16 protein-coding genes are annotated in these 14,888 nt (G+C 70.3%); 6 read left to right on the plus strand and 10 right to left on the minus strand.

Annotation, left to right across the window (positions count from 1 at the left end; all coding sequences use genetic code 11):
• Positions 1–5: 5 nt before the first annotated feature.
• The 4 genes from CU254_RS18335 to CU254_RS18350 are packed head-to-tail and all read left to right on the plus strand — an operon-like array spanning position 6 to position 2,204.
• A complete protein-coding gene (locus tag CU254_RS18335) occupies positions 6–1,148 on the plus strand; it encodes a Xaa-Pro peptidase family protein (protein WP_009078205.1) in 1,143 nt (380 codons plus the stop codon).
• A gap of 52 nt (positions 1,149–1,200) precedes the next feature.
• Positions 1,201–1,653, plus strand: a complete 453-nt coding sequence (locus tag CU254_RS18340; RefSeq protein ID WP_009078207.1) for an Lrp/AsnC family transcriptional regulator — start codon at positions 1,201–1,203, stop codon at positions 1,651–1,653.
• A gap of 37 nt (positions 1,654–1,690) precedes the next feature.
• Positions 1,691–1,918, plus strand: a complete 228-nt coding sequence (locus CU254_RS18345; RefSeq protein ID WP_009078209.1) for a hypothetical protein — start codon at positions 1,691–1,693, stop codon at positions 1,916–1,918.
• Positions 1,905–2,204, plus strand: coding sequence for a hypothetical protein (locus CU254_RS18350; protein WP_009078212.1), 300 nt, complete (start codon positions 1,905–1,907; stop codon positions 2,202–2,204). Before CU254_RS18345 ends, CU254_RS18350 begins: the two co-directional genes overlap by 14 nt.
• A 557-nt stretch (positions 2,205–2,761) precedes the next feature.
• Here the strand turns inward: CU254_RS18350 and CU254_RS18355 are convergent.
• Positions 2,762–3,838, minus strand: coding sequence for a GDSL-type esterase/lipase family protein (locus CU254_RS18355; protein WP_009078213.1), 1,077 nt, complete (start codon positions 3,836–3,838; stop codon positions 2,762–2,764).
• Between the two features lie 102 nt (positions 3,839–3,940).
• Positions 3,941–5,392 carry an amidase gene (locus CU254_RS18360; RefSeq protein ID WP_086024892.1) on the minus strand — a complete coding sequence of 484 codons (1,452 nt, stop codon included), beginning with the start codon at positions 5,390–5,392 and terminating at the stop codon, positions 3,941–3,943.
• A 90-nt stretch (positions 5,393–5,482) separates the two neighbouring features.
• Here CU254_RS18360 and CU254_RS18365 point away from each other — a divergent pair, with 90 nt between their 5' ends.
• Positions 5,483–6,085 carry a TetR/AcrR family transcriptional regulator gene (locus tag CU254_RS18365; RefSeq protein WP_037714077.1) on the plus strand — a complete coding sequence of 201 codons (603 nt, stop codon included), beginning with the start codon at positions 5,483–5,485 and terminating at the stop codon, positions 6,083–6,085.
• 7 nt (positions 6,086–6,092) lie between these two features.
• Here CU254_RS18365 and CU254_RS18370 read toward each other — a convergent pair whose 3' ends face one another.
• The 7 genes from CU254_RS18370 to CU254_RS18400 form a co-directional block, all read right to left on the minus strand.
• Complete coding sequence (locus tag CU254_RS18370) at positions 6,093–7,301, minus strand: RNA polymerase sigma factor (RefSeq protein ID WP_009078220.1); 1,209 nt, start codon at positions 7,299–7,301, stop codon at positions 6,093–6,095.
• The gene (locus tag CU254_RS18375; RefSeq protein ID WP_009078221.1) at positions 7,298–7,636 is read right to left on the minus strand and encodes a YciI family protein; all 339 of its coding nucleotides are present in this window, start codon (positions 7,634–7,636) and stop codon (positions 7,298–7,300) included. The genes CU254_RS18370 and CU254_RS18375 overlap by 4 nt, the downstream gene beginning before the upstream one ends.
• 15 nt (positions 7,637–7,651) lie before the next feature.
• The gene (locus CU254_RS18380; RefSeq protein WP_009078223.1) at positions 7,652–8,362 is read right to left on the minus strand and encodes an SDR family oxidoreductase; all 711 of its coding nucleotides are present in this window, start codon (positions 8,360–8,362) and stop codon (positions 7,652–7,654) included.
• On the minus strand, positions 8,359–9,213 hold the full coding sequence (locus CU254_RS18385) for an oxidoreductase (protein WP_009078225.1): 855 nt from the start codon (positions 9,211–9,213) through the stop codon (positions 8,359–8,361). Before CU254_RS18385 ends, CU254_RS18380 begins: the two co-directional genes overlap by 4 nt.
• Positions 9,214–9,254: 41 nt before the next feature.
• A complete protein-coding gene (locus CU254_RS18390) occupies positions 9,255–10,085 on the minus strand; it encodes a helix-turn-helix transcriptional regulator (protein ID WP_009078226.1) in 831 nt (276 codons plus the stop codon).
• 203 nt (positions 10,086–10,288) lie between these two features.
• A complete protein-coding gene (locus CU254_RS18395) occupies positions 10,289–10,867 on the minus strand; it encodes a hypothetical protein (RefSeq protein WP_050788216.1) in 579 nt (192 codons plus the stop codon).
• Between the two features lie 20 nt (positions 10,868–10,887).
• Positions 10,888–11,784 carry a LysR family transcriptional regulator gene (locus CU254_RS18400; RefSeq protein ID WP_009078230.1) on the minus strand — a complete coding sequence of 299 codons (897 nt, stop codon included), beginning with the start codon at positions 11,782–11,784 and terminating at the stop codon, positions 10,888–10,890.
• 99 nt (positions 11,785–11,883) lie between these two features.
• On the opposite strand from CU254_RS18400, the gene CU254_RS18405 reads away from it, so the two are divergent.
• Positions 11,884–12,726: an oxidoreductase gene (locus CU254_RS18405; protein WP_037714079.1), complete on the plus strand. Its 843-nt coding sequence runs from the start codon at positions 11,884–11,886 to the stop codon at positions 12,724–12,726.
• A gap of 100 nt (positions 12,727–12,826) precedes the next feature.
• On the opposite strand, the gene CU254_RS18410 is transcribed toward CU254_RS18405, so the two are convergent.
• Complete coding sequence (locus CU254_RS18410; protein ID WP_009078234.1) at positions 12,827–14,620, minus strand: hypothetical protein; 1,794 nt, start codon at positions 14,618–14,620, stop codon at positions 12,827–12,829.
• Positions 14,621–14,888: the final 268 nt, after the last annotated feature.

Consider the following 14,888-nt stretch of genomic DNA (forward strand, 5'->3'; position numbering starts at 1 on the left):
GCCTCATGTCGAGCCGATCCCTCCACTCGCCCGCCCCCGACGCCGCCGCGCTCCGCGCCCGTCTCGGCCGCGCCGCGAAAGCGGCCGCCGCCGCCGACACCGACGCGCTGCTCCTCGCGCCCGGATCCGACCTGCGGTACCTGCTCGGCCAGGCGGGCGGCTCGTTCGAACGGCTGACCACTCTCGTCGTCCCCGCCGACGGCGTCCCCGCGCTCGTCGTGCCGAAGCTCGAAGCCCCCGGCTACGCCGGCGTGCCCACCGACGACCTCGGCGTCGAGGTGCTCACCTGGGTCGACGGCGACGACCCCTACCGGCTGGTCGCCGACCGGCTCGGCAAGCCCGGCCGGATCGCGGTCAGCGACTTCACCCCGGCCCTGCACGTGCTGTCCCTGCGCGCCGCGTTCGGCGACGCCGAGCAGACGCTGGCCGGGCCGATCGTGCGCGAGCTGCGGATGCGCAAGGACGCCGCCGAGCTCGACGCCCTGCGCAAGGCGGGCGCGGCGATCGACCGCGTCCACGCCCGGATGGGCGAATGGCTGCGCGCCGGCCGCACCGAGGCCGAGGTCGGCGCGGACATCACCGCCGCCATCGTCGAAGAGGGCCACACGCACGCCGACTTCGTCATCGTCGGCTCCGGACCCAACGGCGCCAGCCCGCACCACGACGTCTCCGAGCGCGTCATCGAACGCGGCGACGTCGTCGTGATCGACATCGGCGGTCCGGTGCCCGAGGGCTACAACTCCGACTCCACCCGCACCTACTCGATCGGCGAGCCCCGCGACGCCGACGTCGCCGAGACCTACGCCGTGCTGCAGCGCGCGCAGCAGGCCGCCGTCGACGCGGTCCGCCCCGGCGCGACCGCCGAGAGCATCGACAAGGCCGCGCGCGACGTCATCGACGCCGCTGGATTCGGCGAGTACTTCATCCACCGCACCGGCCACGGCATCGGCCTCGACGTGCACGAGGAGCCCTACATCATCAAGGGCAACGCGCTGCCGCTCGAAACGGGCATGGCCTTCAGCGTCGAACCCGGCATCTACCAGCCGGGCCGCTGGGGCGCCCGGATCGAGGACATCGTGCTCGTCACCGACTCGGGCGTCGAGCCGGTGAACACGCGGCCGCACGAACTGGTCGTGCTGGACGCATGAGCGCGGCCGGCAAACGAGGCACCGCCGTTCGCGCTGGGACCGAGGCGACGGCATGAGCGGCCCGCTGGAACCGCTCGACCAGGCGATCGTGCAGGAGCTGGCCGCCGACGGCCGGCGCAGCTTCACCGACCTCGCCGAACGCGTCGGGCTGTCGGTCTCGGCGGTGCACCAGCGGGTGCGCCGCCTCGAACAGCGCGGCGTCATCCTCGGCTACACCGCCCGGCTCGACGGCGAGCAGATCGGCCTCCCGCTCACCGCGCTGATCTCGCTCACCCCGAACGACCCGGCCGCGCCCGACGACTACCCGCAGCGGATCCAGCACATCACCGAGATCGAGTCCTGCTACTCGGTCGCCGGCGACGAGTCCTACATCCTGCTGGTGCGCGTCGCGTCGCCGCTCGGCCTCGAAGACCTGCTCCGGCGGATCCGCGAGGCGGCGAAGGTGTCGACCCGGACCACGGTCGTGCTGTCCACGCCGTTCGAGGGACGGTCGCCGACGCTGTGAGAGCCGCCGAGGCGGTAAGAGTGGTACGGTAAAAGGTATGGCGACACGTAAGGTGACACTCTCGCTCGACACCGGTGCGCTCGAGTACGCCGAGCGGGCCGCGAAAGCGCACGGAATCTCGGTCTCGTCCTGGCTGTCCAAGGCAGCCCGGCGCGAGGCGGTCCGGACTGGGTACACCCCGCAGCGGGCTCCGGCCACGCCTGCCGCCGAGGCGGACGAGGCGGAGCGGGCGGCCGCGGAGAAGGAGATGCGTGCGCAGGGGTGAGGTCTGGACTTACCACCCGCCTACGGATCCCGCGCGGCAGCGGACTGTGGTGCTGCTGTCTTCGGACGGGGTGAATGAGTCCGAGCGGCCTTGGCTGCTCGGGACGGAACTGTTGGATCGGGATCCGCAGGACATTCTCGGGGTGGCGGTGGATGCTCGGTATTGGGTGTCCACGTTGAATCTCACGCGGTTGTATCGGCCTTGGCTGGCGGAGCGGGTTGCTGAGGTTGATGCGGAGGTTCAGGAGCAGATTGATGTGGCTTTGAGGGCTGCGTTGGATTTGTGAGTCTTCTTGGGGGTTCGGCTCGTCGCCCTGGGGGGCGACATTGCCGTCGTCTTTGGTTGCGTGGGGCACCCCGAATTGTGATTGTGCTGACGGTTCGGGGGTGCTTGTCAAGGCGGGAAAGATGCCTTGACAAGCACCCCCGAACCGCAGGGCGGCTTTGTATCGGGGTTGGGGGAGGGGTGGGTGCCCCCGGGGGTTGGGTGCACTGGCTGCGGTTTTTTCGCGGCTTCGGTGCGTGGGGGGTTTGGGGTTCGCGGCGTGCGGATGGTGCCCCGCAGCGGCGCTGGGTGCACCGGTTGCGGCGGATGACCAGTGCGCGCGGTGCGGGGATCGGCGGCGGGTTCGCGGTGGGCGGGCTAGCGCCCCAATGTGGCATTGGGTGCATGGGACGCACCCAATGTGGCGTTCGGTGCGTCGGACGCAACCAATGTGGCATTGGGGCGCATCCGGCGCGGCGGGGCAGGCGCGGGTGCGGGCGCTGGTCGTGAGGGGGACCCTGAGGGACTCAGAGTCCGTGAAGGTGGCCCTCACGGACTTGGCCGCGGGGGCGAGGGGGGCTAGCTGACGGGTTCCGGGACGGCGTGGAGTTTGCCGTCTGGGCCTGCCAGGCAGGAGGCGTTGCCTTGCTGGCTCGTGAGGAAGTCCGTGAGGCAGTCGGCGATGGCGGCGTGTCCGGCGGCGTTCGGGTGGAACGATTCTTGCAGCGCGTGCGTTGCCCGGTCGACTTGGGTCAGGTCGTTCAGGTGCAGGGTGAGGCGGGTGAACCATTCGGTGGCCAGGTTCGGGCCGCCGGAACAGGCTTCGTGTTTTTCTCCTGCTCGGGCCAGATCCAGGAATCTTGCGCCGGATTGGGTGGCTGCTTGTTTGATTCCCGCGGAGAGGGTGGTGATCCCGGTCGTGGAAATCCACTGCAGGTCGTCGGTGCGGAAGGGGCAGCCGTTGAGGCTTTGCAGACCCGCCGGGATGTCCGGGCCTACTGGGGCGGCGTAGGACTGGAGGACCAGCTGGTAATCGGCGGGGACGTATCCGGCGTCGGCCAGCACTTTTTTGACGTCGCCGACCGCGTTCGCGACCTTCGGGACCATGGCGTCCACTTTGGACTTCCAACTTTGCTTGAGCGCCGTGTTGCAGGACGGCCCGTCGGCGGAGAACCACGCTTTGAAGCATTCGCTGACTTGTGCGGAGAACTTCGGGTCGTCGTTGGCGCCGACGGCGATCACCACCGCGGCTACCCGGTGGTTTTTCACCACGTCGGCCAGTTGTGCGGCTTGGGAGCGTTCGCCCCACTGTTTCGCGACGCCCAGGGCTACTTGGGCGGCGGGGGCTCCGGAGCAAGCCAGGTTGACGCGGGCGGTGACGCCGGGGATCCGGACCTTCTGCACGAACGCCGCCGACGAGCGGTGGCACCAGTCGCCGTTCTTGCCATCCGTATCGGGGCTGTAGGCGCCCGCTCCTTCGCCCGAGACGGTGCTGTCGCCGATCGACACGATGGTCAGCGGGCCGCGGCCGGGCGGGCCTTGGCGCGGGAACGGCTGGCCGGGTCGGCTCTCCGTTCCGAAAAAGACGAAAAAGCCCACCAGAACAGCTACGCAGGCGAGGACCAGCGCCCCCCACCACCACCGGAATCGTCGCATCGCTCGCCAATTCTAGCGAGAAACCCGACCCCGCCGTCAGGGATTGAGGGGGGGCTGGGACGCGGGTCACCGCCGGCAGCTGTCCATTGTGGACTCAGAGGGTCATTCGGACGCCCGGACCGCGGGCTTGCGGTGTGCCCACGGGGCCGCCTTTTCCAGTTGCCCGGCCAGGCGGAACAGCAGGTCTTCGCGGCCGAAGGCGGCGGTGAACTGCATGCCGACGGGGAGCCCTCCGGCTTCGGCCAGCGGGACCGACATCGACGGAACCCCTGAAACGTTCGCGGCCGCGGTGTAGGGGGAGCGGTCCAGGACGCGGTCCAGCCAGCCGAGGCCGTCCAGGCGTTCCGCGCCTTCGCCGTAGACGCCCAGCTTGACCGGCGGGTCGGGCAGGGTCGGGGAGAGGAGCAGGTCGTAGCGGGCGAAGTGCTGGGCGAAGGTTCGGGCGACCTGGTTGCGGATCGCCAGTGCGCGGACGAACTCGTCGGCAGTGACTTGGTGGCCGTAACGGTAGCTGGCGAGGGTGACCGGTTCCAGGGTGGTCTCGTCCACCGGGCGGCCGGTCGCGGCGGCGACGGCGTCGATCCACGGGGCGAGGTTCGCGGCCCACATCCGGGCGTTGCCGAGGACGAACTCTTCCCAGGAGACGCCTAGCGGCAGCGCGGTGTCTTCGACCTCGTGGTCCAGGGATTCCAGCAGCCGGACGGTTTCGGAGAGGGCGGCGGAGACTGGCTCGGTCGGCTGGCGACCGCCCCAGGGCTGGCGCAGGACGGCGATTCGCAGGCGGCCCGGATCCGTCTTGGCCTCGGTGGCGTACGGGCGGTCGGGTCGCGGGGCGAAGTACGGGTCGCCGGGTTCGGGGCCTTCGATGAGGTCCAGCAGGACGGCGCTGTCGCGCACGGTGCGGCTCAGGCTGCCTTGGACGGCCAGGCCGTTGAAGACCTCGTCGGCGCCCGGGCCCTGCGAAACCCGGCCGCGGGTCGGCTTCAGGCCGAACAATCCGTTGTACGACGCGGGAACTCGGATGGAACCCGCGGCATCGGTGGCGTGGGCGACGGGGACCATTCCGGCGGCGACTGCGGCTCCGGAGCCGCCGCTCGAGCCGCCTGCGCTGTGGTCGGTCGACCACGGGTTGCGGGTCGCGCCGTAGAAGTCCGGTTCGGTGGTGGTGCTGTAGGCCATTTCGGGGGTGGCGGTGCGGCCGATCGTCACCAGGCCGGCCCGGCGGAAGCGGCGCATCAGGAACGAGTCGGCCGGGGACACGGCGCCCGCGGCCAAACGGCTGCCCAGTTCGCTGCGTTTGCCTGCCATCGCGACGCCGAGGTCCTTGATCAGGAACGGCACGCCCGCCAGCGGAGCGGAGCCGGGAAAGTCCTCGGCCGGCCAGGTTTCGACCACTGCGTTGAGCTGCGGGTTCACCGCTTCGACTGCTCGCGCGGCGGCGTCGGCGACCTCGGCCGCGCTCACCTCGCCGCGGGCGATCAGGTCCGCCAGGCCGACCGCGTCACAGCTCGCGTATTCGGAGATTTTCACCAGTTCGCCCTTCGGGAGACTCATCAGTATTGGATGATACCGAGTGGTATCACGGGAGACGGTTGTGTACCGTAGCCCGTGACGAACGGCATTGCCAGCCCCGAGGAAGAACCGATGACGAGCACCTCCGCCCGGCGGCCGACGCGGGTCGCGACCTTGCCGCCGCGCGAGCGCATCCTCGACGCGGCCGAGGAGCTGTTCCTCAACGAGGGCGTCGTGCGCGTCGGGGTCCAGGCGATCGCGGACCGCGCCGGGACGACGAAGATGGCGATCTACCGGCACTTCGGCACCAAGGACGCGCTGATCGCGGAATGGCTGCGGATCGTCGTGCACGACTACTCCGCCGCGTTCGACGCGGCCGAGCAGGAGCATCCCGGCGACTACGCGGAGCAGATCCGCGCGGTGGGGCGGTTCATCGTCGACGGGCTGCCCGGCTTCTCCCATCGGGGCTGCCCGTTCACCAACTCGGTCGCCGAGCTGCCCGATCCGGACCATCCCGCGCGACGGCTGATCAGCGAGCACAAGACCCGGCAGTTCGGCAGGCTCCGGGCGATGTGCGAGGGGCTCGGGCTGCCCGACCCGGACCTGGGCGCGGCGGAGCTGACGTTCGCGATGGAGGGCGCGCAGATCGCGGTGCAGAACGGCGGTGTCGAGAACGTCGGCGCGCATCTGACGAGGATCGTCGAGGGCGTGATCAGCCGGGGGAAGCCGAGCTGACGAGAGATCAGTCGAGCGGAGCCGGGCTGAGCGCGGCGCGTTTTCGTTGCAGCAGAAGGCGTTCTGCCTCGTTGGCGACCAGTCGAAGGGCGACGTCGTAAGACTCGGCGGCTTCGGCGGTCCGGCCCAGACGGGCCAGCAGATCGGCCCGGACGGCGTGGAAGAGGTGCCGGTTTCCGAGGTCGAGACCGTCCACAATGGCCAGTGCGGCGGCCGGGCCTTCGACCTCGGCGACCGCGACAGCGCGATTCAAGGCGACGATCGGCGTCGGGGTCAGCGCGAGCAGGTGGTCGTAGAGGGCGAGGATCTGGCCCCAGTCGGTGCCGTCGCTGTGCACGGCGTTGATCGCGGCCTGGATCTGATACGGGCCTGGGCGATTGAGCTGCAGGCACCGGCGGACCAGGTGTTGGCCTTTGGCGATCAGCGTCCAGTCCCAGCGGGTGCGGTCCTGGTCGGGCAGCAGCACGGGGATTCCGTCGGCGTCGAGCCGGGCCGCGCGGCGGGATTCGGTGAGCAGCTGCAGCGCAAGCAGGCCCAGCACTTCGGGTTCGTCGGGCAGCAGCGCGGCCAGGACGCGGGTCAGCCGGATCGCCTCGCTAGCCAGGTCCGGCCGGGTGAGGTCGGCGCCGCTGCTGGCGGTGTGGCCCTCGGTGAAGATCAGGTACAGGACCGCGAGGACAGCGTTGAGCCGGTCGGGGAGGTCGGCGGCGTCGGGCACGCGGTAGGGGATCCGGGCGTCGCGGATTTTGGCTTTGGCGCGCACCAGTCGTTGCGCCAGCGTCGATTCCGGGACGAGGAACGCGTGCGCGATCTCGGCGGTGGTGAGGCCGCCCAGCAGCCGCAGGGTGAGGGCGACCCGGGCGGGAGTGCCGAGGGCGGGGTGGCAGCAGGTGAAGATCAGCCGCAGCCGTTCGTCAGGGACCGCGCCTTCGTCGACGGGTTCGCTCGCCTGCAGGAGCGCGGCTTGCGCGTGGCGGTCGGCGCGGCTGGCCTCGCGGCGGAGGCGGTCGATTCCGCGGTTGCGGGCGGTGGTGACGAGCCAGCCCGCGGGACTGGGCGGGAGGCCTTCGGACCGCCATTTCACCGTGGCGATCGCGCAGGCCTCCTGAACCGCGTCCTCGGCGAGGTCGAGGTCGCCGAAAACCCGCGCCAGCACCGCGACCGCGCGGCCGTGCTCGGCGCGGAAGACGCGCTCGAGCACGGCCGTCGAGATCAACGGAACTCCCGGACTTCCACCGGCAGCGTGGTGATTTCGGAGATCCGGCGCGCCCACTCCGTGGCTGTATCCGAGTCGGGCGCGGTCACGATGGTGAAGCCGCCCAGGTGTTCCTTGCCCTCGGCGAAGGGGCCGTCGGTGTAGAGGACGTCGCCGCCGGAGGCCCGAACTACCTTCGCGGCGGACGCTGGGTGCAGTCCGCCGGAGAAGACCCAGACGCCCTTCGCCTTCATCTCGTCGGTCACCGCATCGAGGCGCGCCGCGATGTCTGCCAGCACCTCGGGCGCCGGGGTTCCGCTGTCAGGCTGGCAGATCCCGAGCAGGTACTGCGGCACGGCCTCCTCCTTCGCTCAACGTTGCCGGGCTGGCCGCACAATCATCTCGCTGACATCGACGTCGGCCGGCTGGTCGAGAGCGTATGCGATGGCGTCGCCGATCGCTTTCGGTTCGATGGCGTCCTTGCGGTAGATTCGCATGAACTCCTGCGTTTCCGGATCGCTGATCGTGTCGGCCAGCTCCGAGGTGACGACGCCGGGGGAGACCGTGGTGACGCGGATCGACGGATCGCATTCCAGCCGCAGGCCCTCGGTGATCGCCCACGCCGCGTATTTCGTGCCGCAGTACACCGCGGCGGTCGGCGTGACCTGGTGTGCGCCGATGGACGCGACGGTGACGAAGTGGCCGCGGCGCTGCCGGGTGAAGTGCGGCAGCGCGGCGGCGATGCCGTGCAGGAGGCCCCGGACGTTGACGTCGATCATCCGGTCCCATTCCTCGACCAGTGCGGCGTCCAGGCGGGACAACGGCATCACGCCCGCGTTCGCGATGAACGCGTCGATCTCGCCGTGGTCGCGGACCGCGCGGTCGACGAACTCGGCGACGTCGGCGCGGTCGGTCACGTCGAGGCGGCGGACTTCGACGCCGTCCGCGCTGGCAGCGAGTTCCGCGAGCCGGTCTTCGCGGCGCGCTCCGGCGACGACGCGCCAGCCGTCCGCGGCGAGGCGGCGGGCGGTGGCTTCGCCGATGCCGCTGCTGGCACCGGTGATCAGGGCGGTCTTGCTCATTCGGCTTCCTTCGGGAAATCGGCGGACAGGGTGACGTCGCGCCAGTCGTCGAACGTCTTGCGGAGGGCGTCGAGGCGGGCGGTGGCGATGTCGTAGGCAGCCCGGCCGAGCAGGAGGCGCAACGGCGGTTCGGCGGAGGTGACGGCGTCGAGGACCGCGGTCGCGGCCCGGTTCGGGTCGCCGGGCTGCTTGCCGTAGGTGGCGAGCGTCGAGGTGCGGCGCGCGCCCGCGGTGTCGGCGTAGTCGTCGATGCGGATCGCGGATTCCCGCATGGACGGTCCCGACCAGTTGGTGCGGAACGCGGCCGGTTCGACGATCGTCACGCCGATGCCGAGCGGCCCGACCTCGGCGGCGAGCGATTCGCTGAAGCCTTCGACGGCGAACTTGGTCGCGTGGTAGTAGCCGGTCGCGCCGAAGGCGGCCAGTCCGCCCAGCGACGAGACCGAGACGACGTGGCCGCTGCGCCGCGCACGCATTCCCGGCAGGACGGCGCGGGTCATCGCCATCAGGCCGAAGACGTTGGCCTCGAACAGCGCGCGGATCTCGGCGTCTTCGCCCTCTTCGGCGGCAGCGAGGTAGCCGTAACCGGCGTTGTTGACGAGCACGTCGATCTGGCCGAAGACGCGGTGTGCTTCGGCGACCGAATCGGTGATCTGCTGCGGGTCGGTCACGTCGAGGGCGACGGCCAGCGCACGTCCGGGATGCGCGGCGACGAGGTCCGCGACGCGTTCGGGATCGCGGGCTGTCACGACCGCGCGCAGGCCGCGCTCGAGGACGGCGGTCGCCAGTGCGCGGCCGAGACCGGTGGAACATCCGGTGATAAACCAGACAGGTGCGTTGTTTTCAGACATGGAGCTACCCCTGAAGGAATTCGTGAATTGCGGAAAAAGCGTCAGCGGCGCGGACGGTCGCCGGCGGCGAGACTGCCGAGCAGCCCCAGCGCGGCCTCCGACGGACTGCCCGGATCCGCTTGGTACACCACGAGCTGCTGGCCGGGAGCGCTGTTCACGGTCATCGATTCGTAGTGCAGGGTGAGCATTCCGACCAGCGGATGCCGGAACCGTTTCGATTCGTGCGTTTTCTGCCGGAGTTCGTGGCGCGCCCACAACCGGCGGAAATCGGCGCTCTTGAGCGACAGTTCGCCGACCGCCTCGATCAGCAGCGGATCGTCCAGATCAGTGCCCGCCGCCGATCGCAGCCCGCCGACGGTGTTGACCGCGACCCGTTCCCAATCCGGGTAGAACTCCCGGGCGTCGGGGTCGAGGAACACCAGCCGCAGCAGGTCGCCGCTGTACTCGTGCCCGGCGAACAGCGCTTCGCCGAGCAGATTCGACGCGAGCACCGTCATGCACCGGCCGAGCACCACGGCGGGCGTCTGCGGCCACGCGTCCATCATCTGCACCAGCCGCGGGCTGACGCGTTCCTTCGCGGGCCGCCGCCGGGGCCGCTTCGGCCGGGCCAGCGAGTGCAGGTGGGCGAGCGCCTCGTCGTCAAGCTGCAACGCCCGGCCGAGCGCTTCGACGACCTGCGCCGACGGCGTGCGCTCCCGGCCCTGCTCGAGCCGCACGTAGTAGTCGGTGCTCACCCCGGCCCGCTGCGCGACCTCCTCCCGGCGCAGGCCGCTGACCCGGCGCCGGGTGTCGGCGAGCAAGTCCGCGTCCTCCGGGACGGCCGTGCCGCGCCGGGCCCGCAGGAACTCGCCGAGGAGGTTGCTGTCGCTCATGCCCCCAGGCTAGATCGCCCGCGGCGGTCGCGGGGCGCGCAAAGGGGGTGTGGTTCTCCCACCCTCGCGGTACCCCGCGGCGCAGTGGTGGCAAGCTTTCCGGCGCGTTCCACTGTGGACAATAGGCCGGAGAGTGCCACGATCCGGACGGGACCACCAGCGACCGGGGGCAGGGATGAGCATCGACTCGTTTTCGGTGAAGGTCAGCGAAAGCTGGTCCTCGGCCACGGATCGATCCGGACGCGGGGGCGCCTCGGCGTCGACCAGTTGACGCGCTCGGCAGCGGCGGGATCGGTGAAGACGAGGACGGATTCGTCGAGGCGGACGAACGAGAGCCGGGGACCGCACTCCTCCAGTTCGCCCGCGACCAGGTGCAGCGGCTGGCCGCCGACGCGCAGATCGACTTCGGCGAGGACGTCTTCTTCAGCGAAGACAACGACGTCCTCGACCGGGCCGGTGGGCAGTTCGCCCAGCGCGCTCCAGCGATAGATGCCGTCCCACCGCTGGCGGTCCTCCAGACGGGGGTCCGGACGGCGATGCGGCCACAGCCCGAACCCGTCGTCGTCTTGGTACGTGCCGACCATCAGTGCGCGGCCGTCGTCCAGATACGCCTGCATGCCCCACAACTGCAGACAGGGCACCGCCGGATCGGTGAACTGGGGGCCGCCGTCCGGGCCGTGCTCCCGCACCGCCATCTCGACCCCGGCCCACGACTCGATGCGCCTGCCGCGCAGCGAGTCGAAATCCTGAGCCCGCTCGATCGTCCACTCGCTGTCCGCCACCGCGGAAGTATGGCAGAAGGTCAGCCCGCGCCGGAAAGATCCGTCGTCTCGGCCAGCCGGGTCACCACGTCCAGCAGTGCGGCCGGGCGCGGGCCGGCAGAGCGCCACACCACTACCGTGTGCGCGGATTCTCCTTCCAGCGGAACGAAAACCACCCCCGTGCGCCGCAGGCTGTGGGCGGATCGGGCCAGTCGCGTGACCCCGACCCCGGCCGCGACCAGACCCAGCAAGCCCTGCACGGTCGCGGTGCGCTGGACGACCTCCGGAGTGAACCCGGCCGCGGCGAAGTCCGCGTCGTACTTGCGGTGCCAGGGGTCCCACGACGCACGCGGTGTCAGCACCCACGGTTCGTCCGCCAGGTCGGACAAGCGCAGGGCAGGCCGGTCGGCCAGCCGGTGGCCGGTGGGCAGGACCGCGCAGACCTCCTCGGTCAGCAGGGTGTGCGTCGCCAGATCGTCGACCAGCGGCGGGCGGGTGAAGCCGGCGTCGAAGCGGCCGTCGCGGACGCCTTCGACCAGCTCCGCGATCGAGACTTCCGCGGTCGTGACGGTCAGCTCCGGCAGGTGCTCCCGTACCGCGCGCATCACCGGCGGCAGCAGGTAGTTCGCCGTGCTGGCAAGGAAAGCCAGCCGAAGGGTGCCGATCTCGCCGCGGACCGCGCGGGCGACCGTCGCCACGGCGGTGTCGGCGCGGGCGAGCACGACGCGGGCTTCCGGCAGGAAGAGTTCGCCGATCGCGGTGAGGCGGGCGCCCCGGGGGTCGCGGGTGAAGAGTTGCGCGCCGAGCTGGCGTTCCAGCACGGTGATCTGCTGCGACAGCGACTGCTGCGCGATGTGCAGAGCCGCGGCCGCGCGCGTGAAGCTCGTCGTCTCGGCGACGGCGACGAAGTAGCGCAGCTGCCGCAGCTCAGGAGTCACAGGCCGAGACTGTAGCCCGCCAGGGAACCGGTGTTGGCGGACCCAGACCGGTGCGCGCCACGATCGGAGGCGGAAGAAACCACTGGAGGGACTGCTCAGATGACCGAGGAAACCGACGGCCGCGTCTGGCTGATCACGGGGTGCTCGAGCGGCTTCGGCCGCGAACTCGCCCAGGCCGCGCTGGCCGCGGGGGACCGGGTCCTCGCGACCGCCCGCGAACCGGAGACGCTCGCCGACCTGGTCTCCGCAGGCGGCGACCGCGTGCGCACGGCCGCGCTGGACGTCACCGACCCGGCGCGGATCGACGCCGCCGTGCGGACCGCGCTGGACGAGTTCGGCCGGATCGACGTGCTGGTCAACAACGCCGGACACGGGTCGGTCGGCGCGGTCGAGGAACTGGAGATGGCCGACCTGCGCGCGGTGCTGGAGGTGATGTTCTTCGGCGCGGTCGCGATGACGAAGGCCGTCGTCCCGCTGCTGCGCGAACAGGGGAGCGGCACGATCGTGCAGATGAGTTCGATGGGCGGGCTCCTCGCCCCGCCCGCGTTCGGGGCCTACTGCGCGGCGAAATACGCGCTGGAAGGGCTGTCCGAGGCGCTCGCGGCGGAGGTCGCGCCACTCGGGGTCAAGGTGCTGATCGTGGAGCCGGGCGCGTTCCGGACATCGTTCGGCGGCGCGGCCATGCACCGTTCCCGGACCCTCGCCGCCTACGCCGAATCGACCGCGGCCACCCGCGCCGCGATCGAGGGGATGGACGGGACCCAGCCCGGCGACCCGGCGAAAGCGGCGGCGGCGATCCTGCGGGCGGTGGACGCGCCGGACGCACCCCTGCGGCTCGCGCTCGGCGGCGACGCGGTGGACGCGATCCGCGGCAAACTCGCCGCGCTGACGAAGGACCTCGACTCCTGGGAGACCGTCAGCCGGGCCACCGCGCTGGACTGAAGCGCGCCTGCCCGGGTTCCGGTCCGTGAAGGGCTCCTTGAGGGAATCAGATTCCCTCAAGGAGCCCTTCACGGACGTGGATTCTCGGCAGCGGCGTGGATCACGGATAATTCGGGACGTTGACCGGCTTGGTGCCGTCCGGGGTCACGTCGCCCGTGTCGTTCACGACGTGCGTGATCGTGCCGCGATGGTTCAGCGACACGGTCAGCAGGCTGTGCAGCTTCACCCCGCCGTTCTGCGGCACCTCGAACGCGTGATAGCTCGAAACCGCCGGGTTGGTGTCGAAGAAGCAGTAGCTGCCCAGCCCCCACGCCTCGTGCGACTTCACGTCCGGACCGACCTTGTACGCGGCGTACCCGGCGGTGCCGGGCGCGGAATTCCACGAGGCCTGATCCGGGACGTCGTAAGGCATTTCGTTCTGGAAGAAGACCGTCTTCCCGTTCTGCCCGTTCCACACGACCTGGAACTTCTGGTAATGCTCCACGAACAACCCGGTCGCGGTCACGTTGTCGCCGTTGACGAGCACGCCGGTGTCGGCGGTGTTCGTGGTCCAGCCGACCGTCCCGGCGTTGCCGTGGTCGGCGCGCCACGCCCAGACGTGGTCGACGATCGTGTCGTCGCTGTTCACGACCAGGCTGTTGGTGGCCTTGCCCGCCAGATCGCCGCCGACGCGGAAGAACACGTCCTGCAGCGACGTCGGATTCGCCGCGTGGCTCGTGTGCTTCCCGGCTTCGCCGACGGTCAGCAGGGACTGCGAATTCTGGGTGCCCGCGTCGAACAGCAGGCCCTTCACTCGCACACCGTCCACATCGGACACGTGCATCGCGTCGACGCCGTTGTCCGGGATGAGCGTCGGATAGCCGATGCCGAGCACCGTCGTGCCTGGTCGGGTGACGTTCAGCGTCTGGTCGAGGTGGTAGGTGCCGGGGGTGAAGAACAGATCGCAGCCGGAGTCGAGGGAGCTGTTGATGCTCTCCGCGGTGTCGCCGGGCTTCACGACGCGGAACTGGCTCATCGGGACGGAATCGCCGGGCGTGCCGCCGTTGGCCCAGCTCGGCCCGGACGCGTTCGTGCGCAGCGACGGCAGGAAGACGCGGTAGTCGCCGCCCTCGTCCACGTACAGGTACGGCACGTCGCGCGACACCGGCGTGGTGGCGAGGGTCGTTTCCGGCGGATTCGGGAACGAGGTGGCCGGCGCGCCGGAGGTCCCGGAGAAGACCATGTTCCAGACGCCGCCGTCCCAGCTGCCCAGCGCCGAATCCCGCGTGTACCACTGCTGCTGCGAAACCGACGCGGCCTGGCCGGACACGCGGGTGTCGGCGACGTACCCGCCGCTCGCGTAGCCGTAGCTGGCCGGGAACAGCTGCAGCCCTCCCTTGATGTCCATCCGGCGGAACGGCGCGGCCTGCGACACCGCCCACCGGTCGCTGCCGCTGGAAGGCGTGACGGCCAGGTTCTCCGCCGAACGCCAAAAGTTCTGCAGCGCGGAGCCCTGGTCGGACTCGTTGAAGGCGTCCACGGTGATGTCGCCGTTGATCTGGATGTCGTCCGGATTCCGGCCGAGACCGGCGACCGACGTGTAGAAGCCGACGTTGTCGTGCACCGCGTAAGTACCGGGCTTGAACAGGTGCGCGACGCGGCCCGAGCCGAACTGCGCGGTCTGGGTGTCCTTCTGCGCCTCGAAGTCCTTGTCGAGCTGAGCCTGGATCGTCGCGGAGGGCATTCCCGGGTCGAAAATGTGCACGTTCGGCCCGAAGTCCGGCTGATCGGACTGGCCGGTGCAGTCCGCCTGCGCGGACGCTGGGGCCGCGGCAGCCGGAACGGCCAGTCCGGCCGCGGCGAGCAGCGTGAGTGCGAGCAGGGCAGGTCCGCGGGGTCGATGAGTCCGGTTCACGTGGGGACACCTCCGCCGGTAGGGAATTTGCCAACCAGTTTGTGGTCGGCCACAACAAATTAAACGCCCAGCTCGCCGCCGCCGGTCACAACTCGGTCACGGTTGTCTGGACCACTGGCGCGAATTCCGGCTATCGGAATCTCGTTCACGTCCGGGTGACGCAGCCAGCCCCGCGCCGCGTTGTGCCCCAAGATGACCTTGGACCTGCTGCCGTGAAGATCGGAGTCTCGGTGACCCGGACAGCGACGGACAAACCCCGGCGGCTCGC

Source organism: Amycolatopsis sp. AA4 (assembly GCF_002796545.1).
In the GTDB taxonomy this organism is placed as follows: Bacteria; Actinomycetota; Actinomycetes; order Mycobacteriales; family Pseudonocardiaceae; genus Amycolatopsis.

What these genes read in the sequence shown, in the direction of transcription:
- CU254_RS18335 (WP_009078205.1), top strand. Translation starts at nt 6, where the DNA reads ATGTCGAGCCGATCCCTCCACTCGCCCGCCCCCGACGCCGCCGCGCTC.
- CU254_RS18340 (WP_009078207.1), top strand. Translation starts at nt 1,201, where the DNA reads ATGAGCGGCCCGCTGGAACCGCTCGACCAGGCGATCGTGCAGGAGCTG.
- CU254_RS18345 (WP_009078209.1), top strand. Translation starts at nt 1,691, where the DNA reads ATGGCGACACGTAAGGTGACACTCTCGCTCGACACCGGTGCGCTCGAG.
- CU254_RS18355 (WP_009078213.1), bottom strand. Translation starts at nt 3,838, where the DNA reads ATGCGACGATTCCGGTGGTGGTGGGGGGCGCTGGTCCTCGCCTGCGTA.
- CU254_RS18360 (WP_086024892.1), bottom strand. Translation starts at nt 5,392, where the DNA reads ATGAGTCTCCCGAAGGGCGAACTGGTGAAAATCTCCGAATACGCGAGC.
- CU254_RS18365 (WP_037714077.1), top strand. Translation starts at nt 5,483, where the DNA reads ATGACGAGCACCTCCGCCCGGCGGCCGACGCGGGTCGCGACCTTGCCG.
- CU254_RS18380 (WP_009078223.1), bottom strand. Translation starts at nt 8,362, where the DNA reads ATGAGCAAGACCGCCCTGATCACCGGTGCCAGCAGCGGCATCGGCGAA.
- CU254_RS18385 (WP_009078225.1), bottom strand. Translation starts at nt 9,213, where the DNA reads ATGTCTGAAAACAACGCACCTGTCTGGTTTATCACCGGATGTTCCACC.
- CU254_RS18390 (WP_009078226.1), bottom strand. Translation starts at nt 10,085, where the DNA reads ATGAGCGACAGCAACCTCCTCGGCGAGTTCCTGCGGGCCCGGCGCGGC.
- CU254_RS18405 (WP_037714079.1), top strand. Translation starts at nt 11,884, where the DNA reads ATGACCGAGGAAACCGACGGCCGCGTCTGGCTGATCACGGGGTGCTCG.